This window comes from Burkholderia sp. CCA53, assembly GCF_001685525.1.
GTDB classification, from domain to species: domain Bacteria; phylum Pseudomonadota; class Gammaproteobacteria; order Burkholderiales; family Burkholderiaceae; genus Burkholderia; species Burkholderia multivorans.
Genome location: NZ_BDDJ01000001.1, coordinates 2,767,042 through 2,793,050, shown reverse-complemented (window position 1 = coordinate 2,793,050; position 26,009 = coordinate 2,767,042). Strand labels below are relative to the sequence as shown.

Below are 26,009 nucleotides of genomic sequence, written 5' to 3'. Positions count from 1 at the left end.
GCTTACTGCTCCGATGCGAAGGCGAACGGGCAGTGCTTCGCGAACGCGCGCTCGCCGACGAGCTTCGCGATCACGGCGATGTCCGGCGCGAAGTAGTGGTCGAGTTCGTAATGCGCGACCTTGCTGCGAATCGTCTTCATCACTTCCGCGAGCTTCGGGCTCGTCTCGTTCTCGCGCAGATCGACGCCCTGCGCGGCCGCGAGCAGTTCGATCGCGAGGATGTGCTTCGTGTTGTCGGCGATGTCGGCCAGCTTGCGTGCCGCGAACGTCGCCATCGACACGTGGTCTTCCTGGTTCGCGGACGTCGGCAGCGAATCGACGGACGCCGGATGCGCGAGCGTCTTGTTCTCCGATGCGAGCGCGGCAGCCGTCACGTGCGCGATCATGAAGCCCGAGTTCACGCCGCCATCCTTCACGAGGAACGGCGGCAGGCCCGACAGCGTCGCGTCGATCAGCAGCGCGATGCGGCGCTCGGCCAGCGCGCCGATTTCCGCAGCCGCGAGCGCGAGGTTGTCGGCCGCGAACGCGACAGGCTCCGCATGGAAGTTGCCGCCCGACAGCACTTCGCCGGTATCCGGGAAGATCAGCGGGTTGTCCGATACCGCGTTCGCCTCGACGAGCAGCACGTCGGCCGCATGACGCATCTGGTCCAGACACGCACCCATCACCTGCGGCTGGCAGCGCAGGCTGTACGGGTCCTGCACCTTGCCGCAGTCGCGGTGCGACAGGTTGATCGCCGAGCCTTCGAGCAGCTCGCGATATGCGGCCGCCGCATCGATCTGGCCGCGATGGCCGCGCAGTTCGTGGATGCGCGCGTCGAACGGCTTCACCGAGCCGGCCGCCGCATCGACCGACAGCGCGCCGGCGACGAGCGCCGTGCGGTACAGGTCTTCGATCGCGAACAGGTTGTCGAGCGCAAGCGCCGTCGACGCCTGCGTGCCGTTCAGCAGCGCGAGGCCTTCCTTCGCCTGCAGCGTCAGCGGCGCGAGGCCCGCGACGCGCAGCCCGTCGAGCGCGCTCGCGCGCTCGCCGCGGATGAACACTTCGCCGACGCCGAGCAGCACGGCCGACATGTGCGCGAGCGGCGCGAGATCGCCCGATGCGCCGACCGAGCCCTTCACCGGAATCAGCGGCAGCACGTCGGCGTTGAACAGCTTGATCAGCGCGTCCATCACTTCGCGGCGAATGCCCGAATGGCCGCGGCCGAGGCTCGACAGCTTCAGCGCGATCAGCAGACGCACCGACGAACGCGCCATCGGCTCGCCGACACCGACTGCATGCGACAGCACGAGGTTCTTCTGCAGCAGTTCGAGCTGATCGTGCGGGATATGCGTGCTGGCCAGACGACCGAAGCCCGTGTTGATCCCGTAGGCCGGCTCGCCCTTCGCGGCGATGTCGGACACGGCCTTCGCGCCCGCGTCGATCTTCGCGAAGCTGGCCGGATCCAGTGTCAGCTGCACGGGCTCGCGCGCGATCTGGCGCAGTTGCGGGAGAGTCAGGTGGCCGGGGGTAAGCGTGATCATGTGTGCAATCCTGTCTAGACAAGTTCGGGATGGATTGCAGTGTAGCGACCGTGACTTGTCTAGACAACCCGTTTTCGCCGATTTCGACTCAGGAGTTTCCCTGATGTCCGGCGCGGGCCGCCGGCTCGGCCCGCGGCAGCACGGGTTTAACATATGTTGCAATTATTTTGTCTTTGGCAACATACGAATCACCATTCGCCTACAGAGACCCGCCATGAACTTCCCGTCCCGGCTCACCGCCCTACTCGTCACCGCCGGCGCGCTCGCCGCCGGCACCGCGCACGCCGCCGAACCGCTCTCCGGCACGCTCGAGAAGATCCGGCAGAACAACCTGATCTCGATCGGCCATCGCGAAACCTCGGTGCCGTTCTCGTACGTCGACGCGAATGGCAAGGTGATCGGCTTCTCGCAGGATCTGTGCGACCGCGTGATCGCGGCCGTGAAGGCGCGCATCGGCAAGCCCGACCTGCAGGTGCGCTTCATCCCGGTCACGTCGCAGAACCGCATTCCGCTCGTGCAGAACGGCACCGTCGATCTCGAATGCGGCGTGACGACCAATCTCGCCGCGCGTCATGCACAGGTCGCGTTCTCGACGACCTTCTTTGTCGCAACGACGCGTCTGCTCACGCGCACCCAGTCGGGCATCCGAGACTTTCCCGATCTCGCCGGCAAGACGGTCGTCACGAACCAGGGCACGACGTCCGAACGCCTGCTGCGCAAGATGAACGAGGAAAAGAAGATGAACATGCAGATCATCAGCGCGAAGGACTATGGCGAAGGACGCCTCACGCTCGAATCGGGCCGCGCGGTCGCATACATGATGGACGACGTGCTGCTCGCGGGCGTGCGCCAGCTTGCGGCGAAGCCGGCCGACTGGCAGATCGTCGGCACGCCGCAGTCGTCGGAAGCCTACGGGTTCATGCTGCGCAAGGACGATCCGCAGTTCAAGGCGCTCGTGGACGGCGTGCTCGTCCAGCTGATGAAGCGCGGCGAGATCGACGCGCTGTACGACAAGTGGTTCATGAAGCCGGTGCCGCCGAAGGGGCTGTCGTTCGACTTCCCGATGAGCGACGTGATCAAGGCGCGCTACGCGTCGCCGAACGACCTGGCGCTCGAATGAGCGCCGGCGTCGCTCACGCGCGCGTCCACGCGACGCACGCCGCGTAGTCGGGCGCTGCGTCGAGCCAGGCGGCGTCGAACGCGGCCACGCCGGCGGCCGGCGCAGCCGGATCGACGATCGTGGTTGCGGGCGTCGCCGCGTCGCGCGGCGGCACGACCGCGAACGCGCTCAGGCCGCCGACGATGCCCGTGCCCAGCGCCTTCAGCAGCGCCTCCTTCGCCGACCACACGCGCATGAACGCGGACGCGCGCGCATCGTCCGGCAGGCTGTCGAGATACGCGGTCTCGGCCGGCGCGCACACTTCGCCGGCGAGTGCGCGCCAGTCCGTCGGACGGTGGCAGCACTCGATGTCGACGCCGACGCGGCCCGCCGGCGCCCAGGCGATCAGCGCGTGCTCGCCCGCATGCGACACGTTGAAATCGAGCGGCACGCGATGCGCGGGATCGAGCGACGGGCGCCCCGCCTCGTCGACGACGATCGCGATCGCGTGCGGTGCAACGTGCAGCGCCGCGCCGAGCACGTCGCGCAGCGCGGCCCGCGTCGCGGCGCTGCGCACGGCATCCGCGTGCCGTAGATAGCGCGCGGCCCGCGCGCGCTCCGCCTCGCTCAGCGCCGCATACGCGCGTGCGGTGAGCGGCACCTCCCAGTCGAAATCGACGCGCACGACCTGCACGCCGGCCCGCGCGGCGGCAGGCGGCACGTCGAGCGCGCGCATGCGGTAGGCGGACGGCGAATCGGCCGGGGAAACGGAATCGGGCGGCATGGACATCGGCGGGCGGTGAAACAAAACGTCCGATGGTAATCGATCGGCCGACCGCGGCGGCCGCGGCGATCGGCGCACGGCGTCCGCCATACGAGCACAGCGCGCCGCCGCCACGCGGCGCGTTGTCAGCCGTGGGCGACGGCGCCCGGCACGCGGCCACCACGCTGCGACGCATCGCGCGTCGCGGGATGATGCGCATATGCCTGCCCCGGCGCATCGTCCGGCAACGCCCCGTGCTGCAGCCACGACAGCGCCAGCGGCCACAGTGTCTCGGCGAAGCGGCTGTGGAAGAACGCGAAGTGCCCGATTGCGTCGACACCGATCGCGCGCGGCGCGATCCGCCAGTGCGTGACGTCGCTACCGGTGTAGTACGCGACGAGCCGCTCGATCGCGTCGACGGTGCCGAACGGATCGTCGTCGAGGCCGATCGCGAGCATCGGTGCGGACAGCGCCGCGAAGCGCGCCGGCAACGCAGCACGGCTCGCCGCAGTTTCGGCGAGCAGGCCGCGCGTGTAGGCGTCTTCGAAACGCGGCCGCGAACGCGCCCACGAGAGCGCGACGCCGCGCGGCGTGTCCTCCATCCAGCCGAGCTGCTTCGCGGGCACGTAGCCGAACGCGGCGGCGAGCACGGGCATCGCGACGTGCCACTTCCACCACATCCGCCGCCGCTCGGCCGGCAGGTAGTCGCGCCAGTACGCGAACTGCGCGCCGACCGTCACCGCGTGCCGCACATGCGCATTCGATGCGGCGAGCCCGAGCGCGACGCCGCCGATGCTGTGCGCGACGACATCGAGCGGCTGCCCGGGGAACGCGTCGCGCGCGTATCGCAACGCCGCGTCGCAATCGAGCCGCCCCCAGTCGAGCCAGTTCGCCTGCAGCGATGCGAGCCGCGCGGGCCGCGAGCCGCCGATGCCGCGATAGTCGTAGACGAGCACGTCGCGCCCGTGCGCGAACAGCCAGGCCGCGAACCGGAAGTAGTAGTCGCAGCGCACCGACGTCGCGCAATTGATCACCGTCACGGGCCGCACGGCGCCCGCCCCGCCGCGATGCCGCCACACGTGCGCGCGCAGCGCGTAGCCGTCCTCCGCGTGCAGCGTCACGGATTCGGGCGGCAGCGCCGCGCCGCTGCTGCGCTCGCCGCGCGCCGCGCCGCCACCTTGGTTCGAAATCGTCATGCCGTCTCCTGTCGCGTGCGCATCGGTCGCCGATATGCTGCGCGCGGTCGCCGATGCGCGCCGCGTCGCCCGTCCATTGAACTTGACGGGCGCCGCGTTCTCAACCAATCTTGCTGCTCCGTTCGCATGAGCCCCACGCATGTCAACGCCGCTCGTTCGCCTTCCGTCGCTCGATCTGGTGCGCGGCTTCGTCGCCGTCGGCCGCCGGATGAGCATCACGCTCGCCGCCCAGGATCTGTGCGTCACGCAGTCGGCCGTGAGCCGGCAGATCCATGCGCTCGAAGCGCATCTCGGCGTCGCGCTGCTGCGGCGCGGCTACCGGACGATCGCCTTCACGCCCGAGGGCGAGCGGCTGTTCCGCGCGGCCGATGCGGCGCTGCATAGCCTGCAGGACACCGTCGCGTCGCTCGCCGTCGCGCGCGAGCGTCAGCCGGTCACGATCACCGCGAGCATCGGCGTCACCGCGCTGTGGCTGCTGCCGCGGCTCGGCGGCCTCCAAGCGCGGTTTCCGGACGTCGATCTGCGCGTCGCCGCGAACGACAAGGTACTCGATTTGCGCGCCGAAGGCATCGATCTCGCGATCCGCTACTGCCCGCGCGATCGCGCGCCGGCCGGCGCGCTGCGGCTGTTCGACGAGATCGTGCTGCCGGTCGCGCACCCGGCGCTCGCCGCGCGTCCGCTCGTCGATGCCGCCGCGCTCGCCGAGCACGTGCTGCTCGAATTCGACGGGCCGCCGCAAGCGCAGCTGCAATGGCAAGCGCACCTGCACGCGGCCGGGCTCGGCGATGCGCGGCCGAAGGGCGTGCTGCGCTTCAACCAGTACGACCAGGTGATTCAGGCGGCGATCGCGGGCCAGGGCGTCGCGCTCGGGCGCCTCGCGCTGGTCGCGCCGATGCTGTCGGACGGCCGGCTCGCGGTGCTCGGCCCGCGCATCCGCGCGCGACCCGATACATACGGCTACTGGCTCTACCAGCACGATCCGGCGCCGCGCCGCGAAGTCGCCGACGTGCGCGACTGGATGCTCGCCGAAGCGGCCGAGTGCGACGGCGCGATACGCGCGCACGATGCGGCACGCGACTGAGGCGGCCGTGTCCGGCGCACGAGACTTCGGCGAAACGGACTGCACCGCACGACACCCACCGCGACGCCGGCGCACCGCCGCTCGCATTCCCGCCACGCATGCGAACCTGACCGAATGATCGCTTGAGCGGCGATCGCGCCGATCGTCTAATCGGAAGCGGCGCGGCGCCTTTCGTCGCGCACCTTCATCCGGAGACACACATGAGCCCGATCGAGCAAGACGCCCGACGCCGCTGGCTGCCCGTACTCGCCGGCGGCCTGATCATGGGCGCCGCGCTGGGTATCCGCCATGTGCAGGGCCTGTTTCTTACGCCGGTGACGCTCGACCACGGCTGGTCGCGCGAAGCGTTCGGCCTTGCGCTCGCGCTGCAGAACCTGATCTGGGGCATCGCGCAGCCGTTCACCGGGATGGTGGCCGACCGCTTCGGCTCGGTGCGCGTGATCGTCGTCGGCATGCTGCTGTACGCGCTCGGGCTCGTGACGATGGCACTGGCGGGCTCCGCCGCGCTGTTCACTGTCGGCGCGGGGCTCGTGATCGGCATCGCGCTGTCGGGCTCCGCGTTCGCGTCCGTCTACGGCGCGCTGAGCCGGCTTTGCGCGCCCGAGCGGCGCAGCTGGGCGCTTGGCGTCGCCGGCGCGATCGGCGGGCTCGGCCAGTTCTGCATGGTGCCCGTCGCGCAGACGCTGATCGGCGGAATCGGCTGGCAGCATGCGTTCGTCGCGCTCGCGCTGGTCGCGCTGCTGCTCGCGCCGCTCGCGGTGCTGCTGCGCGACCGCCCCGCACAGGCCGCGAACGCGCAGGCCGACGCCGAACAGTCGATCGGCGAGGCGGTACGCGAGGCGTTCTCGCATCGCGGCTTCTGGCTGCTGAACGCGGGCTTTTTCGCGTGCGGGTTTCAGCTTGCGTTCATCGCGACGCATCTGCCCGCGTATCTGCTCGACCACGGGCTGCCGTCGCGGCATGCGAGCGTCGCGCTCGCGCTGATCGCGTTGACCAACGTGGCCGGCACCTATGCGTGCGGGCACCTCGGCGGCCTGCTGCGTCGCAAGTACGTACTGTCGGTGCTGTATCTCGTGCGCGCATTCGCGATGGCGGCGTTCGTCGCCGTGCCGCTGTCGCCGGCGAGCGTGTACGTGTTCGCGGCCGTGATGGGCCTCACGTGGCTCGGCACGGTGCCGCTGACGAACGGCGTGATCTCGCAGGTGTTCGGCGTGCGCTACATCGCGACGCTGTTCGGCTTCGTCTTCTTCGGCCATCAGCTCGGCAGCTTCTTCGGCGTATGGCTTGGCGCAGTGGTTTACGACGCGACGCATTCGTACCTGCCGCTGTGGATCGGTTCGATCGCGCTCGGCGTGCTCGCGGCGCTGCTGCATCTGCCGATCGACGATGCGCGGATCGCGCGTCGCCTGGACGGCCGCGCCGCGTGGGCATGATTCGCGCGGCGCTTGCGGCCGGTGCGCTCGCGTTCGTCACGTGGTGCGGCACCGCGTATTTGCGGCCGGACGTCGCGTTCGCGCTGCTCGAGCACGTCGCGTTCTGCAATTGATCGGCGACGCCGTACAGTCGCATGCTGTGCGGCGAGTGGCGAGTGGCGGGCGGCAAGCGATGAGCGGGGATTGGTTCATCGATGCCGGATTGCTCGCCGGTCGCGACGCGTCGCGCCGGCGATACGGCACGGCACGGCACGGCACGGCACGGCACGGCACGGCACGGCACGCAGATCGACGTTACATCGATGCGTGCGTTCGCGCATGCAACAGCGCCGGCACCCGCCTACACGGCAATCAGCCTAGCCGGAACGCCGCCTCGAAGCGCGCGACGAACGCGTCGAATTCGCTTTCCGGCAAATGATTGATCCCGCCCGCGCGCTTGCGCCCGCCGCCGGTCGGAAAGCCGCGACAGAATTCGTCCGCGCCCAGCGGCCTGCCGTCGGGTACGCGCACGCTGACGACGAGCCCGCCCTGCGCACGCGGCGACAGCACCGCGAGCGCCGCATGCGGCGCGTCGCGCATCCGCTGGTTCGCGAGCATCCCGGCGACGCGGCGCGCCCACGGGCGATCGGGCATGCGGATCAACGTCGCGCCCGACACCTCGCGCAGGCCCGCGCCATGTCGTCGAGATAGCCGTCACGCAGCGCGGCGAACACCGCGGTGTCGCGCACGAACTCGAGCGGATCCGCGCACGGCAGCATCGCATCGGCGAGCGCGGCCGGATCGAAATGCAGATCGCCGATGCAGTCTCCGTACGCGTTGTAGTTCAGATAGCGCCCGAGCTCGGCGAGCGTGTCGCGCTCCGCTGCATCGATCGCGTGCGCATGCGCGAGCGCGTCGCCGAGCGTCGGCAGCTCGTCGCCGAAGGCCGCGACGATCGCCCAGCGCACATGCCGGCCGCCGAGATAACGGTTCACGAGCACGCTCGTGCAGACGTCGGCCGACGTGTCGATGTGCGCATCGAAGCGCGGATCGTCCGGCAATTCGCCCGCGAAGTGATGATCGAAATAGCGGACCGTCGCGCCGGCCCGCAGGAGCCGCGCGCAGGCGTCGCGGTTCTGGTCGTGCGAGATGTCGAGCACGGTCACGCGATCGCCGGCGCGCGCATCGATCCGTTCCAGCAGCCGGATGTCGCGCTTCACGCCCGTCACGAGCGTGCCGCGCACGCGCTCCGCGAGCCGAAGCTGCTGAAGCGCGCAGAGGCCGTCCGCGTCGCCGTTGAAGGCGAAGAAATGTCGTTCGTCGTCGTGTTGCTGCACCGTCCGTTGCTCCCTCTCATCCCATGAATTCGCGACTGCGACCGCGGCGCACGACGCGCGGCACGCGTCGTGCCTGCGCAATACGCCGCGCCGCCGGCACGCCGCGCGTCCGTGCGGGACGACGTGCGGGCGCGCGCCCGTATTGTGCCGCGATCGGACACGGGCGCGGGCACGCTTCGACACAGCCCGGCGCAGGTCGCCTTCAATCGGCATGCGCGATACGCGCGCGCGACCGGCCTGCATGCGAGGCCCGCAACGCTTCTTCTCCTGCGCCCTTCCGTCTCACGTCGTCGCGCAGGCCGAGACAACATGCCGCCATATCATCGGTCATCCTACCTCCAGGAAACACCGGGACGTACAATGCGCCTCATCAACGACAGTGGACCATAGAGGAAAATCCCGGGTAAACCCGTGACGCCATTGCCCCGCGCTACGCGTACCATGTCGTACGACGACATACTACGTAAATCGCCATCGGCGCACGCACGGCCAGCCGCTCCGTGCGCCGTCGGCTACCGCCGGAGACACGCCTTGACCTCGCCCGCCCCCGTCCTGCCCGAGCGCGATCCGCTCGCGTCCGCCGTGTCGAAAGTGAAATGGCACGTGCTGCCGCTCGTGCTCGTCATGTTCATCGCGAACTACATCGACCGCGTCAACGTCGGGTTCGTCGACCGCCATCTCGAAGCGTCGATCGGCATCGGTGCGGCCGCCTACGGGCTCGGCGCCGGCCTGTTCTTCGTCGGCTACGCGCTGTTCGAGGTGCCGTCGAACCTGCTGATGCAGCGCTACGGCGCGCGCGTCTGGCTCGCGCGGATCATGGCCACGTGGGGCATCGTCGCGGCCGCGATGGCGTTCGTCTGGAACGACACGTCGTTCTACGTGCTGCGCTTCCTGCTCGGCGCGGCCGAAGCGGGCTTCTTCCCCGGCGTCGTCCTCTATCTGTCGCAATGGCTGCCGCCGCGCGAGCGCGGCAAGGCGATGGCGATCTTCCTCGGCGGCTCCGCGTTCGCGTCGGTGCTGTCCGGTCCCGTGACGGGCGCGCTGCTGTCGATCCGCGGCCTCGGCCTCGAAGGATGGCAGTGGATGTTCATCATCGAAGGCCTGTTCTCGGTCGCGCTCTGCGGTGCGAGCTGGCTGCTGCTGAAGTCGCATATCCGCGATGCGACGTGGCTCGACGCGCAGGAGCGCGCGGCGCTCGAGCAGGCGCTCGACGAAGAACGCGCGCGCCGGGACGTGCGCGCGAACGGGCACGTGCCCGCACTCGCGCTGCTGCGCGATCCCCAGATCGTATTGTTCTGCTTCCTGTACTTCTCGATCCAGCTGACGATCTACGCGGCCACGTTCTGGCTGCCGACGATCATTCGCAAGATGGGCGGCCTCAGCGACTTCCAGGTGGGCCTGTACAACACGATTCCCTGGATGATCGCGATCGGCGCGATGTACGGCTTCGCGGTGCTGTCCGCGAAGTGGCGGCATCCGCAGCGCTGGCTCGCCTGCGCACTCGTGCTCGCCGCGTGCGGACTGTTCGCGTCGACGTCGCACGATCCGGTGTGGTCGTTCGCGTCGATCTGTTTCGCGGCGCTCGGCTTCAAGGCCGCGTCGTCGCTGTTCTGGCCGATCCCGCAGGGCTACCTCGACACGCGCGTCGCCGCGGCCGTGATCGCGCTGATCAACTCGGTCGGCAACCTCGGCGGCTTCGTCGCGCCGACGGCCTTCGGCTATTTGAAGCAACATACGGGTTCGATCACCGGCGGGCTGTATGCGCTCGCGATCGCCTCGCTCGTCGCCGCGTTCGCCGCGCTGTTCGCGCGCACGCACCGGCGCAGCGATCCGCCGCGCGGCCTGCCTGCCGCCGATACCGTAACCAACGCTTCGATGCTCCGCCATGCCGAACACTGAACTTCCGACCGTCGTCGTGTCGAACGCCCTCGACGGCGACCTAGCCACATTCTCGCTCGCACACGACGGCACGCTCGCGCCGCTCGCGCGCTATCCGGCCGGCGACGCCACGATGCCGATCGCCGTGCAAGCCGACCGTGCGCGGCTGTACGTCGCGACGCGCGGCGAGTCGCCTGCGATCGTCGCGTTCCGCGTCGCACCGACCGGCGCGCTTGCACGGCTCGGCACGACCGCGATCGATGCGAGCCTCGCCTATCTGTCGGTCGACCGCAGCGGCCGCTGGCTGCTCGGCGCGTCGTACGGCGGCCACGCGTTCAGCGTCTATGATGCCGCGCGCGTGCGCGACGGCGACGGCACGCCGCTGCACGTCGCCGGCGGCATTGCGAACGCCCATGCGGTCATCGTGTCGCCCGACAACCGCTTCGCATACGTCAGCTCGCTCGGCTCCGATCGCGTGTTCTGTTTCGCGCTGATCGAGGATGCGGCTGGGCTGCGCGTGTGTGAGCAAGGTGAAGCGCGCGTGCCGGCCGGTTTCGGGCCGCGTCATCTGCGCTTCATGGAGGGCGGCCGCGCGCTCGTCGCGGTCAGCGAATTCCACGGCATGCTCGCGACGTTCGCGCGCGATGCCGACAGCGGCCGGCTCGGCGATGCGCAGGTCAGCGCACGTCAACCGGCCGTCGCGGGGCTCCCGGCCGGCCATGCGCGACCGCCCGCCCCGGCCGAGCCCGCCGTCTGGGCCGCCGATCTGCACCTGACGCCCGACGAGCGCTTCGCGTACGTCAGCGAGCGCACGACGAGCCAGTTGCTCTGCTATCGCCGCAGCGCGGACGGCCGGTTCGAGCCCGCGCATGCGACCGCCACCGAAACGCAGCCGCGCGGCTTCGCGATCGATCCGTCGGGACGCTGGCTCGTCGCGTGCGGCGAACGCTCGGAGCACGTGGCGGTGTACGCCGTGTCGCGCGACGACGGCACGCTGACGCTGCATACGCGCGTGCCCGGCGGGCGCGGCGCGAACTGGATCGCGATCGTCTGATCGCGTACGGCCCGGCGTGCGGCGCGCGCAGCGTCGCGCGCTCGCGGCGTGAGCGGCCGCGTCAGTCGCCGATCGGCGGCATCGGCTGCCGTCCGCGAATCCACGCCCAGGTCGCGAGCTCGGCCATTTCCTTGTCGCCGCGGCTGTCGCCGTAGGCGAACAGCCGTTGCGGCGGCCGCTCGCCCCACCATCCGCGCAGCCGCGCCACCTTCTGCGGCCCCCAGCAGTTTTCGCCGTCGAGGCGTCCGACAAATACGCCGTGCTCGAACGCGAGGCGCGTCGCGAGCACAGCATCGAAGCCGGCCGCCTGCGCCCACTTGTCGAGATACAGCGACGGCGACGCGCTGACGAGCACGAGCCGATGCCCGCGCGCACGATGTTCGCGCACGCGCTCGAGCATCTCGGGGCGCACGAGGCGCGGCAGATACGTATCGACGAACGTGCGCGCCAGCGCGTCGAGCGCGTCTTCGCGGATCGGCCCGAATGCGAACCACGCGAACTTCGCCTTCGCGTCGCCGCGCGACAGCAGCCCGGCCTTCATCGCGACGAGCCACGGCAGCGCGCGCAGCGCCGCCCACACGAAACGCGGCGTGCCGACGGATCCGCGTACGAAATGGCGAAAGCTGTCGGACGTCGTGATGGTGCCGTCGAAATCGAACGCGGCGACGATGCGGTCAGTCATGAAATGGCAGTGAGCAGGCAACGAGATGCCGGGGAAGATAGCAGAGTCGCGCGCGGTTGCGCCGATCGGCGACCGCCGCCTCCCACCCGCCATCCCAAATACTGATACGTCTCATTGTCAAATGACAATGATTCTTGTTTACGTTAAACTCCGCGCCGCTTTCTCAAAAACAACGCGTCCGCGATCGTACGGACCGATCTTTCCGCCCGGATTCCGACTTGCCGCCCTGGGACGGATCACCGATCACCTCCGTTTTGCGTTCCATGTCGACACCCTCATTTCCCGTTCGGCGTCTCACGCCGATTGCATTCGGCATCGCGCTCGCGAGTGCCGTCCCTGCGGCTGCGTTCGCGCAGGCCGCCGCTGTCTCCGCCGCGGCGCCCGCTTCCGCGGGTTCGTCCGCCTCGGCGCCATCCGCCGACGGCGCCGTCCTGCCGTCGATCGACGTGACGGGCACCGTCGAACCGCTGCCCGGCGACCTCGCACCGACCTACGCGGGCGGCCAGATCGCGCGCGGCGCAGATTTCGGCGTGCTCGGCCGCCAGAAAGCGAGCGACGTGCCGTTCAGCATGACGACCTACACGTCGAAGCTGATCGAGGATCAGCAGGCGCGCACGCTCGCCGACGTGCTCGACAACGACCCCGCGGTGCGCAGCGCGGCCGGCTACGGCAACTACGCGCAGGTGTTCGTGATCCGCGGCTTCAAGCTCGACGGCGACGATATTTCGCTGAACGGCCTGTACGGCGTCACGCCGCGGCAGCTCGTCGAGACCGATGCGATCGAGCGCGTCGACGTGTTCAAGGGTGCGAACGCGTTCCTGAACGGCGCATCGCCGAACGGCTCGGCCGTCGGCGGCGGCGTGAACGTGCAGCTCAAGCATGCGGACGACAAGCCGCTCACGCGCGTCACGGTCGACGGCTCCGTGTCGGGCTCGATCGGCACGCACGTCGACGTCGGTCGCCGCTTCGGCAGCGACGGTCAGTTCGGCATTCGCGTGAACCAGTCCATCAGCGGCGGCGATACGGCCGTCGACGACGAACGCCGCCGCAACAACGTGACGGCCGTCTCGCTCGACTGGCGCGGCGACAAGCTGCGCGTATCGGGCGACTTCCTCTATCAGCGGCAGCGCATCGACGGCGGGCGGCCGACCGTGCTCGTCGGCGGCAACCAGCTGCCGGCGGTGCCGTCCGCGACGCACAACTACGCGCAGCCGTGGAGCTTCAGCGAACTCGAGGACACGGTCGGCATCGTGCGCGCCGAATACGATTTCCTGCCCGCGTGGACGGCCTACGTGGCCGCCGGCGCGCGGCACACGAACGAACACGGCGACTACTACACGCCGACCTACACGAGCGCCGGCACGACGGGCTCGCGGCTCAGCGTGCCGTACAAGCAGGATGCGCAGTCCACCGAAGCCGGCGTGCGCGGCCGCTTCGCGACCGGCCCGGTCACGCATTTCGTGACGGCCGGCGCCTCGTTCATCCGGATCGAGAGCCAGTCCGCATACACGATGTCGAGCGCGTTTCCGACCACGCTGGACGATCCCGCGCCCGTCGCCTTTCCCGCGACCGTGTATGCGGGCGGCGACATGGGCGACCCGGGGACGGTCGCGAAGACATGGCTGCGCAGCGTCGCCGTATCGGACACGCTCGGCCTGTTCGGCGATCGCGTACTGTTCACGATCGGCGCGCGGCGCCAATCGATCTCGGTCGACAACTTCGACTACACGGGCACGCTGTCGGCCGCATACAGCGACGCGGTCACGACGCCCGTGTTCGGGCTCGTCGTGAAGCCGTGGCGCAACGTGTCGATCTTCGCGAACCGCAGCGAAGCGCTCGCGCAAGGCGAGACCGCGCCCAGTACCGCGCGCAACGCGGGCCAGTCGCTGGCGCCGTATCGTTCGAAGCAATACGAGGCCGGCATCCGGTACGACGCCGACAAGATCGGCGCGTCGCTTGCGCTGTTCCAGATCGAAAAGCCGATGGCGTACACCGATCCGTCGTCGAACGTGTTCGCCGCGAACGGCACGCAGCGCCACCGCGGCATCGAGACGGCCGTGTACGGCGAGCCGTGGAAGGGCGTGCGGCTGATCGCGGGCGTCACCTACCTCGACGCGACGCTGCAGCACACCGCCGGCGGCGCGAGCGACGGCAACCGGCCGATCGGCGTGCCGTCGTTCCTGCTCAATGCGGGCGCGGAATACGACGTGCCGCTGCTGCGCGGCCTCACGCTGAACGCGCGCTGGATCCATACCGGGCCGCAGTATCTCGACGTCGCGAACACGATGTCGATCCCCGCGTGGGACCGCGTCGATCTCGGCGCGCGCTATGCAACCGAGTTGTTCGGCCGGAAGACGACGTTCCGCGCGACGGTGCGCAATGTCGCGAACCACGCGTACTGGGCCTCGACGATCGGCGGCTATCTGACGCAAGGCAGCCCGCGGTCGGTCTGGCTGTCGATGACGACCGATTTCTGACGCGCTCGGCCGGCCGGCACGCAGGATCGCGCGGGAGTGGCGAACCGCGGCCGGAGTTTGCTATACTCTCGGTCTTCCCGGAGAGATGGATGAGTGGTTTAAGTCGCACGCCTGGAAAGCGTGTATAGGTTAATAGCCTATCGGGGGTTCGAATCCCCCTCTCTCCGCCAGATGATGGTGGAAAACCCCGTAAAATCAATGATTTACGGGGTTTTTTGTTTTCCGACCCACAAACTGACTATCAAAGTGCTGCTCCGGGCGGATCGAACAAGAGCCGTCTGCTTTTAGCCACCGAGCGCATATCCCGATAGAAAGCGGCAGCGGCGGCGATGTTGCCAGCGGTCCCTTCTTAGGAGAGGAGCCAACATAGCTGACGCTACGGAACGTGCCTTGCCGTTCTTCGGTGAAGTCGAGCACCGCCGGTCAAGACGGCGATCAGCCAGCAAAAGCAAACGAACGCATCGGTCCACGCGTGCTCATGGAAGTTTTCGACGCGCTTATTCTGCGAAGCCCTCGCCCTCGCAGTAAGCAGGAATCATGGGCGGCAATGTGTTAAATTCCTGTAAAAATTCTGTCTAACACTCGCCTTTCATGCGGGGGCATCGGGGTCCAAGTGAACGTCGCATCGATTCGAATGAGCCGCCTCGTTAAGGTCGGTATGTACCTCCTGTCGCTGTGGCTGCTCTTCGTGCTTGTTATTGTTAATAAGGCGGATGTCGACGTAACCATCTGTCTCGGTTGCGCGTTCCTGCCTCGTCCAGCGCTAGCAACTTTGGCACTGAAAAACCTTCTGCCACTGGTTTGCGTCGCAATGCTTGCAGCGTCTTCTATCTTCTATGCTCTCTTTGTTAAGATCATATCAGGCGCAAAAGATGGTCCGATTAAAATCGAAGAGCTAGAAGACAAAAACGCAGAGCATCTTGTTTTTCTTGCGACCTATGTTATCCCTCTCGTGGGATTTAGCTTGGATAGCCCGAGGCAGATGATAAACCTTGCCATCACGTTGCTGTTGCTCGGTGCTATCTATATTAAAACAGACCTATTCTACGCAAACCCCACGTTATCCTTGCTAGGCTTCAAGATATTCAATGTAAAAGCTCAGGGAAACACTGCGATCTTGATTTCCAGAGAGGAGATTGAGATTGGTGATTCGGTCAACGTACTTCGTCTGGACAAGAAAATTTTCTTTGCACGAAAGGCCACGCGCATCTGACATGAAGACCAAACAAGAACTCAAAGACCACTTAGACGCCATCTTCGTAGATGGCGTGAACATGAAGCTCTATTTTGGCCTCGGGGCGCGGGCGGCCAGAATGTACAAGCTTGCTGACTTTGATGACCGAGCCACAAATGCGGTGTTGGCGAACTATGCTGCTAGCGTTCGTGAGTTTTTTGAGCGCGACGAGTTACAGACCGTGCTTTTGTCGCAAATGGATCAGCGCAGCGACGCCTTGGTAATGTACGATCTGCAAGAGCAGCCTATAGAGTTTGCTCAGCTCCAGGCGTTGCAAAACGAGGATGAACCAGACTTTTTCTCGTTCAACGAAAACAACGTTGGCGAAATTCGCAGCATTGCGATAAAGATTGCGTCTGCGCAGCAGTCCGTCGTGTTCTTCAAGACGTTCTACCCTGTTTCGCTTGTCAGACGGGATCAAATACTGCTGTATAAGCTGGAGAATAGATTCACCATCTTCGATGGTGATCTTATTAAGGTAACGCCGGGATTTGATGTTCTCCTTGCTGATGGCGAGTTTTATATAAATGATTTTTCGAAATTCGAGAAAGCTTTCTCGTTTACGGAGATCGCGGAGCGCGCCATGTTGTCAGTTGTTCAATCAATTCTGCAGATGGGGATTGTCAATGACGTAAAGGGTTATCTTGCGGCCTGCGTCGCGCCGAAGCGCGACATTCTGCGTGCCGGACAAAGTGATGTGCTACGGTTGGACGCCGCCGTGATACTCGCTTTTGCAACGCAGAAGGCAGAAAAGATCGGGCTCAAGATTGTGGACGGTCAATTTCACCTTTCTTCGCGCGATAGCGTGAAGAGGTTTTACAAACTGCTAAACGACGATTACTTAACGTCTGGGCTGACCGCTTTTGAATACGAGACGCTCGCTAAGAACAAAATGTAGTGGGCGGAGGGCATCAGGAGCGAACCCGTTGGCGAACCGATGACTTATGCTCCGATAGCCTGCCCGCTTGAATATTAGACCGCCAGCAGTGGTTAAGCCGCAATCGTTGAGACGCTTACCGCTCGGAATGACTTTCGCGTTGAGTACGGTGAGGCTGATGGACCCGCACACCACACGCTCTCGCATTTCAGCGCGCTCATGTCGCCGAGCTTTATCTGCGTTATCTGCCTGCACGATGCTCCCGCAGCAGGCAGAGGCTGGGGCAACTCCCTCAAGCCCAACACGAAGCAGCCGATAACAAACTTAGGGGCGTTATACGCATAGTCTCAGCTTGCCCTGAGCGTGAGCCCATGCCAATGAGCCACACATCGTCAATCCGCATTTGAGTTCGATTGTTGTCGGGTCGTTCGGTAGAACTGCCCGCACACGGATGGTGGGAGGATTATGCAGTACGCACGAGCTGGTAACGGAAAAGTCTGGGAGGCTGCAGAGTTTGCTGCGCTCCCCGCTCAACAACTTGATGATGAACGCCGCAACCTTATCTGCGTCGAGTGCGGAGAGTTCGCATGGTTTAGAAAGCCAAGTACGCACGGACATCCGGCGCATTTTTGCGCCCACCATACGCCGCAATGCAATCTGCGGGTGGAATATGTCATCGTCGGCGAGCCGCGCAACGAGGCTTCAGTCGCAGAAGGCCAGGTGACCAGCGGCGACCTCATCGTCGTTGATCTCGACCAAGAAATCGGTGGCAATGTTGACGTTACGCCTGTGCAGCCGCCCCCTACCGGCGACGGCGAAGGTGGCGGACGAACATATCTGCTCCGTGGAGCAGACCGTCAAGCGTCGCAGCACTTCACTTTGCGCCGGATATTACTGCGACTTGTACAAAGCCCCGATTTCCGTCATTCGGATCGACAAATTCGATTGAACAAGGCTGACGGTGAGGTTCTCATTCAGGGGGCCGTCCGAGACATCGTCGCCAGCTTTGATGAAATCCGCGCCGAAAGACACAATGATGCGCTGGCGCTTTACTGGGGACCCATTTCTACGACCGGGCGCACACCCGACGGGAAACTCTGGCTGAACTCATCGGATCGGTATAGCGGCGCAAGCGTCGTAGTATTTGAAGACATCGTGGAAGACTTTCTGCAGGCCTTCGATATCACCGATCTGGATGATCTAGCAGGCGCGCACGTGCTCGTTGCCGGTCGCTGTACGGTCCGTGAAGGCGGCAGGCCGTTTATCTGGTGCAGTTCGCCCAAGTACATAATCGTTCGGCGTTATCGAGACGAGAGATTGCAAGCTCAGCTATAGGCCATCGGATTCGAGGTCTCTGAGCAGACTATCGACTCGCGCCGGCTTTGATGTAATAGCTGTCAAGACGGCGCACAATCCGAACAGGCTCGCTTGACTGTCGCCGTTCCGATACCGAACTTCTCGGCCGTCTCGCGAATACTTGCGCCCGTTTCCGATCGCCAGGCCTTTATGGCTGCGTAGTCGTACGTTCGAGCTCGCCCCTTGTATTTCCCGTCCGCCTTCGCGATCGCCACGCCTCGGCGCTGCATCTCGGCGCGGTTCAGGTAGTCAGCTTCCCCCTGCGCGGCCATGAACGCCAGAATCGCGTCGCGGGTTGCTTTCGCGATAGGGTCTTCTGCCTTCCCATCGAACACCATTCCATTGAGCGTGCATTCGACACGAACGCCCATTTCCATAAGTCGTCGCATCGTCGCGTGCAACTCGTCGTAGCGGCGGCTGATCCGGTCGAGCCAGCGCACGATAAGAACGCCACCGTGCCGCAGATCGTGTTCGGCTTTGCGCCACTGTTCCCGCGCGTCAGGAGCTACGTGGTAGCCGCTCACGCCCTCGTCAATGAAAACATCTTTGTCCTGCACGCCGTGGGCTCTGGCGTCCTCATACTGGCTCACGGCTGATTGGCCGTCCGTGGTAGAAATCCGCCCGTAGTACAGTTTGCGCATGATTTTACATGGATCATTTAAAATGCTGGATCAATTGTAGCATGGATCAAATGAACAATTGATCCTGTCGATCCAAGCTCAAACGCCCCGGCGCTTGGCTCGTTACCGTGTACCCAATTGAGCTGCTTCTCCCCGGCTAAGCCGAAGTATCCGCCGTCTGATACAGCAAAACGTCCCGAGCATCCCAGCGACCGAACGATCGCCAGCAAGCTGGTGAACTCGCTCGAAAGCCTTGGCGTTGGCGCGAGCGCAATCACGACGTGAATGCTTACCCGCGTGATCGAGCAATCGGAAGGGTATACTTTGCGCACCCGCAGGCATTGCCCTGCGACGCAACTTCTCGAGAATAGGCGAGCGTTAAAATGCCAGAGGTCACGTTGCAACACTTTGCCCGCGCCGCGGCGGATATCGGCGCGCACGGCGACAACGATACTCTCCCGTTTGATTTGGATACTCGATTTGTACAGCAACGACAAGCCGAGTTCGCGAACGTGGCTTTTAGCCTGTTCGACGAATTGCAACGAGATGGTGCAATCAACAGCAAACGCAAGATAGACGCCCTAAGCGTCTTCAATGAGCGCCTTCTCACGCCCACCGGATCGGCTGGGTTTCGCGTTACGACAAAAATCCACCCCTTCTGGTCCGTCTACTTCAACGGCCTGGGTGTTGCAATAGCGGACGCACTGGAAGACCAACGTGACCCTCGCGCGCGTTCCTACCGCTTCCGACGCGACGGCACCGAGGAGTTGTTTGACAGAAGTTTCTCGTGGCGATCGTTCCGAGAGGCTACCGTTGCTGAGGTTCGCCGCATGCCTGACGACGCGATAGTTGTTCAGACCGACGTATCCAGCTTCTACGAGCATGTTTCGCATCATTACGTCCAAAACTCAATCAACGACCTTTTTCCTGACGGTCGGATTGGCAATCAGATCACTGCGTTACTAGGAAAATTTTCGGCGGGCCGTTCGTTCGGGCTTCCTGTCGGCGGCCAAGCGTCGCGCGTACTGGCTGAACTATTCTTGAATCCGGTCGATCAGCGGATGACCGTCAGCGAAATCCGGTGGTTCCGGTACGTTGACGACTATGTGCTCATAGCACCGTCGAACGCCGACGCGTACCGAGCGTTGTCGGTACTTTCCTACACTCTGGCCGACTACGGCCTCACTCTTAACCGGGGCAAAACCGTCATGCTGACGGCGAAGCACTATGTCGACTACGTCACGGCACAACTGGGCGGCGACGAAGACGGTGCATCCCGACTTCGGGCAGTCGACCTGCATTTTGATCCGTATTCGGACACCGCCATCGACGACTATGAATCACTGAAGGAGACGGTCGCGACGTTGGAGGTTCAATCGATTCTGGCGCAAGAGCTTGAAAAAGCTCTGCCGGATAACTTTCTCGTCACCCAAATAAGTAGAACGTTAAAGCTTCAGCAACCTGCAATTGCTCTTCAACTTGTAGCAACGCTTCTCGCGCCGGAGAACCTTCACGCGTTTCGGGGGTCGTGGTCGACGATCATGCGAGGGATAACCGGTCTGCGGGCGGACCCAGCGTTCGATAGTATCGCGCCGCAAGTTGATTCCATGCTTGACGCAATCGCAGACCATTCCTCTCACTTACTTCGGGCAGAGGCCAGCATACTGCACTATCTGCGAACTCTTCAGGCGCGGCGCACGACTGAGCGTGCGACATTCGTCCAGCGCACCTATGAACACGCTCGGTCTGAAACGGTGAAGCGAGGGTGCATCGAGTGCTGGCGGCGCTGGAAGGACCGAGCTGCGTTCACTGCTCTCCGCGGTAGTTGGTCGAGCATGAGCCCCGAATGCCAGCGGCTAGTTTGGCTGGCAGCGGATTCGTTTGGCGATCAGGGCGATGGATTCAGGCGCCAGGTCGAACTCAATTTTAAACACGCCCTCAAATTGGGAATAGAACGGCAGGACAAGGCGACGTTTGCGTCGGTTTACGAAGGATGGTGCTCCGATGCCCAAGCTACTGCATGACCCCCGGACTGTGGCGCGAGATGTGCCCGGTTTGTTTGACGCCGTGTTCCCTCGGTTGACCACCGGGGTTGTTGCGTACCTGAACAAAAGGAAAAGCTCTGCCTCGGGGATGCAGCCGATCTCCGCCGAGTTGATCGAGCAAAGCAGCCTCGACCGAGCAATGTTGTTCGAACTCGGCGTTGCGGCGGGCGAAATGCTTTTAACGTCCGGAAACGCAAACTGGGAAGAGTGCAAGCGGGTGGCGCTGGCGAGGCAGCGCCGATACTTCGACGCTGAGCTACCCGACGAGATCACGGACGTAGACAAAGTTATCGCAGAGTTGGTTGGGCGGAACATTGCCACGAGCATCGGTCAGTTTGCGGCTGAGCGAGCGCAACCTGTCATCGTCGCCCCCGTTATACCTGGTCTTCGTTGGGTTTCCTCCGGCCGCGGTGACTTTTCGACTGGGTCTAGCCTTATTGAAGTCAAATGCTCTAACCGGAATTTTTCAGCCGCGGATTATCGACAGGTAGTACTGTATTGGTTGCTTGCATACGCTGCGGCAGTCGAGAATCGCGGGCAGGAGTGGTCGGAGGGTATTCTGCTTAATCCGCGCTTGGGTCACTATGTTTCGTTCAAATTCGACGAAATCTTGCATGTCATCGGAGCTGGACGAACAAAGGTCGAGGCTCTTCAGCTCTTTATGTCTATGGTTGGAGACGACCGCTTGCGCTAGGCCGGAGTTCGAGCATCGATCGTTGTTGCTCTTGTCAATCGAGGTCCGAGGACATACGCTTATTAGAAGTCGGCAGAACCAGCCGAATGAGAACATCCTAAGGGGCGACCATGGCAACGGGGAAAAAGGCTGCATCTGACGCGGCAAAGATTCTGCGCGATCCGAAGTCAAGCAAAAAGCAAAAGGAAGTGGCGGCTTCCGATCTTTCTCAGCGCAAAGGCGCGACAAAGACCAAGCCAAAAACAAAATAAGAGTCCGCGCAGTTCGGCATGGTATGCCGAAGGCGCAACCGCGTGGGGACAGGATGAGTAAAGACTCATTTGAAGAATGGTTGGCCGAGCGTCCGCGCTGGCTGCAAACGGCGGCTGCACGGTTGCTCGGCTCGCAACGACCGCCTGAGGACAAGGATATAAACGCCCTTGCCGATCTCTGTCTTGCCGAGGCGGCGAAAGATCAAGCCGCCGTATACGAGAACGTACCTACAGGCGCGTTTGCTGCTGCGATCGCGGCGCTGAATATCAGATTGTCCAAAATCGAGAAAGTGAATGGAGTCAACGCTATCCGGCAGGACGCTACGCTCGATTTCGACAACAAGGATTTCGCCATAGTCTATGGCCCGAACGGAGCTGGGAAGTCGGGTTTTGCGCGGCTGGTCAAAAACGCGTGTGGCGCGCGAACGCGAACAGACCTTCTTTCCAACGTCTTTCAAGCGAAGCCCATCGCGCCTTCCGCTGAATTCGTGGTTATGCACAATGGCACTCCTGAGGTCGTCGCGTGGACAGCAGCAACAGGACCTGCGGGCAAGCTCCGGCATATCCACGTTTTCGATTCAGCTGTCGCCGCGTCATACGTTAATGACAAGAATGTTGCGTCTTATGAACCGCGCCGCATGCGGTTCATCTCGGCGCTAATCGAAATATCAGAACGTGTGGTCGCTGAGTTAACGCGACGGAAGAACGAGTTACCAACAAAACTTCCCCACATACCCCCAGATCACACGGACACTAAAGCCGGACTATTCTGGGCGGCGATTAAACCCACGACAACGCGGGATGCCGTCGAAACTGCGTGTGTATGGACGGAAGCAGATGCGGAAGAACGACTCAAGATCGAGAATAGCCTGAAGCAGCAGGACATCTCTGGCCGCCTGAAGGAACTGGAGCGTCAGAAGAGACTCCTCGCACAACTCGAAAGCGAAGTTAAGAGCCTTCGTGATGCGCTGTCTGACGAAAAGGTCCTCGCAGTTATCAATGCCCGACGCGATGCTGCTGAGAAGCGGAAGGCTGCAACTGACGATGCAGAGCGGGTGTTTGCTAACGCGCCGCTCGATGGAGTCGGCAAACAAAGCTGGCGCCTGATGTGGGATCAGGCACGGCAGTATTCCGAAGAACAGGCTTACCCGAAGCGATCGTTCCCTGCGGTCGATGAAAGCGAGGATAGATGCGTCCTGTGTCAGCAACCACTCGATGAAGCTGCACGCAGTAGGCTTTCGGATTTTGAAGCCTATGTAAAAGGTGGGCTTGAAACTAGCGCGAAGACCGCCGAGAAACTGCGCGATACTTTGATCAAGGCTTTGCCCGTACTACCGTCGACCGAAAAATGGCGGTTGGATGTCGGTCTGCTGAAGATTGAGGCAACCGATGCCGATGGTTTGCTCGGAAGCATTCAAGCTCGCCGCGCGGCGGCCGAGACAGCCGCTGTCGAAGCCGACGTGCCCTCTATCAACTGGACGCAATTGGATGACGGAATGGCGACTCTCGCTGCATCGCTGGGGAAAGAGGGAGCGCTCCTGACCGAGTTGCAAAAAGACGGAAAAAAGGCCGAGCATGAAAAAGCATTGAAGGAGCTACGTGCGCGCGAATGGATGGCGCAGCAGAAAGTGGCTCTGGAAGCTGAAATTCAACGGAGAGGCGTAATCCGTAGTATTGAAGATGCCATTCGCTTGGCGGGCACGCATGCACTCACCCGTAAGAAAAACGACCTGGCGGACGAGGAGCTTGCGAAAGGCTATCAGGAGCGTTTCATAGCGGAAATATCGGCGCTTGGTGGAAAGCGTCTTCTCGTAAGTCCGGAGCCACTGCAAGAAGGTAAGGGCCGAATCTCGTTTACGCTTACGCTACGCGATACGAAACAGAACGCTGCGGCGCATGCCGTTCTGAGTGAGGGAGAAAGTCGGATCGTCGCGTTAGCAGCCTTCCTTGCTGACATCACGGGCTCGGGGCAACCAACGCCTTTCGTTTTTGACGACCCAATCTCGTCCCTTGACCAGGAGTTTGAAGAGCGCGTTGCTGATCGACTGGTTGAATTGTCGCGTACACGGCAGGTGATCGTTTTCACACATAGGCTTTCATTGCTGGCTCTTCTGGAAGATGCATTGGACAAGGCCAGCAAAAACGCAGCAGCCACAGGAGGTGCGTTCCCGTCACGGGCGTTCGTATCATTGCGGCGTCTGGGCTCACTGGTCGGTGTGGTAGATACGCTTGATGTGAGAAGGGAGCGTCCGGATAAAGGTTTCACGAAGCTGCGCGATCACCGGTTACCCGTTTTGCGGAAGCTCTTGGACGCGGGCGATGTGGGTTACGACAATGAGATGAAGGCAGTCTGCGGCGATTTTCGAATACTAGTCGAGCGGTCGGTCGAAAAGGTCATGCTGAACGGCTTAATCGAAAGATTTCGGCGCTCCGTTCAGACTCAACAGATTCGCTCGCTGGCAAAGATCACTCAAGACGATTGTGTGCTCGTCGATCAGATGATGACGAAGTATTCTAAGTTTGAACATTCTCAGTCCGATGAAGTCGACGCGAATCTGCCTGGCGTTGACGAACTGTCCGATGATCTCAATTTGATGATTGATTGGATTGGAGAATTTGATAAACGCGCGGTGGCTTAGGACGAGCGGAAATAGACGACTCGGCCTGTACCAGCAACGACACTATCAATTTGGCAATGTTGACCTGAGGCGGAATTTTGTGACCAATCACGCAATGAGTCTCGCGTCGATATTATCGGAATCCAGCCAGGCTCGACGAACCGTGGCGGGAGGTTGATAGCGATGGGCGCTATGGGGTCGGTGTTCGTTGTAGAACTGCCGCCATCGTTCGATGAGCACCTTGGCCTCGGCGCGGCTGCGGAACCATTCGCGGTTAAGCAATTCGTCACGCAGCTTACCGTTGAAGCTTTCGACGAATCCGTTTTGCCACGGACTGCCGGGCGCGATGAAGGCCGGACCGATTGCAGCGTCTCGCAGCGAGCCTATCCGAACTTTTGTGTGTGAGGCATAAACTGATGGCCAAGGAGCCACGTTATGCCACGCAAACGCAAGGAAGAAGTGCCGGTAGAACCGGGCAAGGGCTTGAACCTGGAACTCATCAAGCAACTGGTGCCCGGAACGCTGGATCGGGCTTCGATCAACGAGCAATTCGCGGCCCTGAAGAAGGCGATATTCGAGCGCGCGCTGGGCGGCGAACTGACCCACCACCTGGGCTACGAGAAGGGCGATGCCAAGCCGGCGGGCCGCACGAACCATCGCAACGGCACCAGCCGTAAGCGCATCGCGACCGACGATGATCTGCTCGACGTCGAGATTCCGCGCGACCGCGAAGGCACGTTCGATCCGGTGCTGATCGCCAAGGGCGAGCGACGCTTCACGGGCTTCGACGACAAGATCATTGCGATGTACGCACGCGGCATGAGCGTGCGGGAGATTCAGGGTTTCTTGCTGGAGATGTACGGCATCGAGGTGTCGCCGGAATTCATCAGCACGGTGACCGACGCCGTGATCGACGAGGTACGCGAGTGGCAGCAGCGACCGCTCGAGCCGATGTACCCGGTCGTGTTCTTCGACGCCTTGCGAGTCAAGATCCGCGACGAAGGCGTGGTGCGCAACAAGGCGATCTACCTGGCGCTGGGCGTGCGCCGCGACGGCACACGTGACGTGCTCGGCCTCTGGATCGAGCAGACCGAGGGCGCCAAGTTCTGGCTGCGGGTGGTCAACGACCTGAAGCTGCGCGGCGTGCAGGACATTCTGATCGCCGTGGTCGACGGCCTGAAGGGCTTCCCGGAAGCGATCAACACGGTGTTCCCGGAAACGACGGTCCAGACCTGCATCGTGCATCTGATCCGGAACTCGCTGGACTTCGCCAGTTGGAAGGACCGGAAATCGGTCGCGGCGGCGCTCAAAGAAGTCTATCGGGCACCGTCGGCCGAAGCGGCCGCCGTGGCGCTGGACGCGTTCGATACGAGCCCGTGGGGTACGAAATACCCACCGATTGCCGCGCTCTGGCGCCGGGCCTGGGATCAGGTGATTCCGTTCTACGCCTTCGCGCCTGACATCCGGAAAATTATATATACGACCAACGCGATCGAGTCGCTGCACATGCAGCTTCGAAAGATCATCAAGGCGCGCGGCCACTTCCCGTCGGACGAGGCCGCGCTCAAACTGATCTGGCTGGCGCTGCGCAACGTCGTGGCCAAGTGGACCGGCTCTCGGCACGATTGGAAGAGCGCGATGACCCAGTTCGCGCTGCTTTACCCCGAACGATTCAACATTGGAATCTGAATCTCAACCCGCCTCACACACGGAATTCCGGATACCTCCCAGCGATGTCATGTGATTTTTGATGAACGCCGATGAATTCAACGCAGACGGACCCTCTCTCCGCCAGATCCGAAATGCCCGCGC

The 26,009-nt window shown here is 63.4% G+C and carries 20 protein-coding genes, 1 tRNA gene and 2 pseudogenes; 16 read left to right on the top strand and 7 right to left on the bottom strand.

Features of this window, described 5'->3' with window-relative positions; all coding sequences use genetic code 11:
• Positions 1-2: 2 nt before the first annotated feature.
• Entirely contained in the window at positions 3-1,523 is a 1,521-nt protein-coding gene (gene hutH / locus BCR55_RS12965; protein ID WP_006407960.1) for a histidine ammonia-lyase, read from the bottom strand.
• Positions 1,524-1,737: 214 nt separating this feature from the next.
• Between hutH and BCR55_RS12960 the strand changes: the two genes are divergently transcribed.
• Positions 1,738-2,643, top strand: a complete 906-nt coding sequence (locus BCR55_RS12960; RefSeq protein ID WP_065494626.1) for a glutamate/aspartate ABC transporter substrate-binding protein — start codon at positions 1,738-1,740, stop codon at positions 2,641-2,643.
• A 13-nt stretch (positions 2,644-2,656) separates the two neighbouring features.
• Here the strand turns inward: BCR55_RS12960 and BCR55_RS12955 are convergent, their stop codons facing one another.
• Together BCR55_RS12955 and BCR55_RS12950 are read right to left on the bottom strand one after the other, a co-directional pair.
• Positions 2,657-3,412, bottom strand: coding sequence for a 4'-phosphopantetheinyl transferase superfamily protein (locus BCR55_RS12955; RefSeq protein ID WP_045594188.1), 756 nt, complete (start codon positions 3,410-3,412; stop codon positions 2,657-2,659).
• A gap of 119 nt (positions 3,413-3,531) precedes the next feature.
• Positions 3,532-4,581 (bottom strand): alpha/beta fold hydrolase, encoded by a 1,050-nt coding sequence (locus BCR55_RS12950; protein WP_059937785.1) that lies wholly within the window; start codon positions 4,579-4,581, stop codon positions 3,532-3,534.
• Positions 4,582-4,720: 139 nt separating this feature from the next.
• On the opposite strand from BCR55_RS12950, the gene BCR55_RS12945 reads away from it, so the two are divergent.
• From BCR55_RS12945 to BCR55_RS33780, 3 genes are all read left to right on the top strand, one after another.
• The gene (locus BCR55_RS12945; protein ID WP_065494625.1) at positions 4,721-5,662 is read left to right on the top strand and encodes a LysR substrate-binding domain-containing protein; all 942 of its coding nucleotides are present in this window, start codon (positions 4,721-4,723) and stop codon (positions 5,660-5,662) included.
• A 200-nt stretch (positions 5,663-5,862) separates the two neighbouring features.
• Entirely contained in the window at positions 5,863-7,095 is a 1,233-nt protein-coding gene (locus BCR55_RS12940) for an MFS transporter (protein WP_065494624.1), read from the top strand.
• Complete coding sequence (locus tag BCR55_RS33780) at positions 7,086-7,208, top strand: hypothetical protein (RefSeq protein WP_006407953.1); 123 nt, start codon at positions 7,086-7,088, stop codon at positions 7,206-7,208. Before BCR55_RS12940 ends, BCR55_RS33780 begins: the two co-directional genes overlap by 10 nt.
• A gap of 238 nt (positions 7,209-7,446) precedes the next feature.
• Here the strand turns inward: BCR55_RS33780 and BCR55_RS12935 are convergent.
• A pseudogene (locus BCR55_RS12935) lies at positions 7,447-8,411 on the bottom strand (acetyltransferase).
• A 531-nt stretch (positions 8,412-8,942) separates the two neighbouring features.
• Between BCR55_RS12935 and BCR55_RS12930 the strand changes: the two are divergent.
• Both BCR55_RS12930 and BCR55_RS12925 read left to right on the top strand, forming a co-directional pair.
• Positions 8,943-10,310, top strand: coding sequence for an MFS transporter (locus BCR55_RS12930; protein WP_065494623.1), 1,368 nt, complete (start codon positions 8,943-8,945; stop codon positions 10,308-10,310).
• A complete protein-coding gene (locus BCR55_RS12925; RefSeq protein ID WP_065494622.1) occupies positions 10,297-11,343 on the top strand; it encodes a beta-propeller fold lactonase family protein in 1,047 nt (348 codons plus the stop codon). Before BCR55_RS12930 ends, BCR55_RS12925 begins: the two co-directional genes overlap by 14 nt.
• A gap of 61 nt (positions 11,344-11,404) precedes the next feature.
• Here BCR55_RS12925 and BCR55_RS12920 read toward each other — a convergent pair whose 3' ends face one another.
• Positions 11,405-12,025 carry an HAD family hydrolase gene (locus BCR55_RS12920; protein ID WP_065494621.1) on the bottom strand — a complete coding sequence of 207 codons (621 nt, stop codon included), beginning with the start codon at positions 12,023-12,025 and terminating at the stop codon, positions 11,405-11,407.
• A 263-nt stretch (positions 12,026-12,288) separates the two neighbouring features.
• On the opposite strand from BCR55_RS12920, the gene BCR55_RS12915 reads away from it, so the two are divergent.
• The 5 genes from BCR55_RS12915 to BCR55_RS12895 all read left to right on the top strand — a co-directional run bounded on the left by BCR55_RS12915 (position 12,289) and on the right by BCR55_RS12895 (position 17,948).
• Entirely contained in the window at positions 12,289-14,502 is a 2,214-nt protein-coding gene (locus BCR55_RS12915) for a TonB-dependent siderophore receptor (protein ID WP_065494620.1), read from the top strand.
• Between the two features lie 79 nt (positions 14,503-14,581).
• A tRNA-Ser gene (locus BCR55_RS12910) sits at positions 14,582-14,672 on the top strand.
• 464 nt (positions 14,673-15,136) lie between these two features.
• Positions 15,137-15,715 carry an anti-phage protein KwaA gene (kwaA, locus tag BCR55_RS12905; protein ID WP_060261962.1) on the top strand — a complete coding sequence of 193 codons (579 nt, stop codon included), beginning with the start codon at positions 15,137-15,139 and terminating at the stop codon, positions 15,713-15,715.
• Position 15,716: 1 nt separating this feature from the next.
• Positions 15,717-16,634, top strand: coding sequence for an anti-phage protein KwaB (gene kwaB, locus BCR55_RS12900; protein ID WP_065494619.1), 918 nt, complete (start codon positions 15,717-15,719; stop codon positions 16,632-16,634).
• Between the two features lie 444 nt (positions 16,635-17,078).
• Complete coding sequence (locus tag BCR55_RS12895; protein ID WP_060261958.1) at positions 17,079-17,948, top strand: hypothetical protein; 870 nt, start codon at positions 17,079-17,081, stop codon at positions 17,946-17,948.
• Between the two features lie 62 nt (positions 17,949-18,010).
• On the opposite strand, the gene BCR55_RS12890 is transcribed toward BCR55_RS12895, so the two are convergent.
• Positions 18,011-18,610 (bottom strand): recombinase family protein, encoded by a 600-nt coding sequence (locus tag BCR55_RS12890; RefSeq protein WP_060261955.1) that lies wholly within the window; start codon positions 18,608-18,610, stop codon positions 18,011-18,013.
• 362 nt (positions 18,611-18,972) lie between these two features.
• Here BCR55_RS12890 and BCR55_RS12885 point away from each other — a divergent pair, with 362 nt between their 5' ends.
• The 4 genes from BCR55_RS12885 (at position 18,973) to BCR55_RS32405 (ending at position 24,218) form a co-directional block, all read left to right on the top strand.
• Entirely contained in the window at positions 18,973-20,613 is a 1,641-nt protein-coding gene (locus BCR55_RS12885) for an RNA-directed DNA polymerase (protein WP_065494618.1), read from the top strand.
• Positions 20,594-21,328 (top strand): hypothetical protein, encoded by a 735-nt coding sequence (locus BCR55_RS12880; RefSeq protein WP_065494617.1) that lies wholly within the window; start codon positions 20,594-20,596, stop codon positions 21,326-21,328. The genes BCR55_RS12885 and BCR55_RS12880 overlap by 20 nt, the downstream gene beginning before the upstream one ends.
• Positions 21,329-21,438: 110 nt before the next feature.
• On the top strand, positions 21,439-21,579 hold the full coding sequence (locus BCR55_RS33030; protein ID WP_175403817.1) for a hypothetical protein: 141 nt from the start codon (positions 21,439-21,441) through the stop codon (positions 21,577-21,579).
• A 53-nt stretch (positions 21,580-21,632) separates the two neighbouring features.
• Positions 21,633-24,218: an AAA family ATPase gene (locus BCR55_RS32405; RefSeq protein ID WP_175403816.1), complete on the top strand. Its 2,586-nt coding sequence runs from the start codon at positions 21,633-21,635 to the stop codon at positions 24,216-24,218.
• Between the two features lie 87 nt (positions 24,219-24,305).
• Here the strand turns inward: BCR55_RS32405 and BCR55_RS30745 are convergent.
• A pseudogene (locus tag BCR55_RS30745) lies at positions 24,306-24,548 on the bottom strand (transposase); the annotation flags it as partial.
• Between the two features lie 84 nt (positions 24,549-24,632).
• Here BCR55_RS30745 and BCR55_RS12870 point away from each other — a divergent pair.
• Positions 24,633-25,886 carry an IS256-like element IS1356 family transposase gene (locus BCR55_RS12870; RefSeq protein ID WP_065494615.1) on the top strand — a complete coding sequence of 418 codons (1,254 nt, stop codon included), beginning with the start codon at positions 24,633-24,635 and terminating at the stop codon, positions 25,884-25,886.
• Positions 25,887-26,009 lie beyond the last annotated feature (123 nt).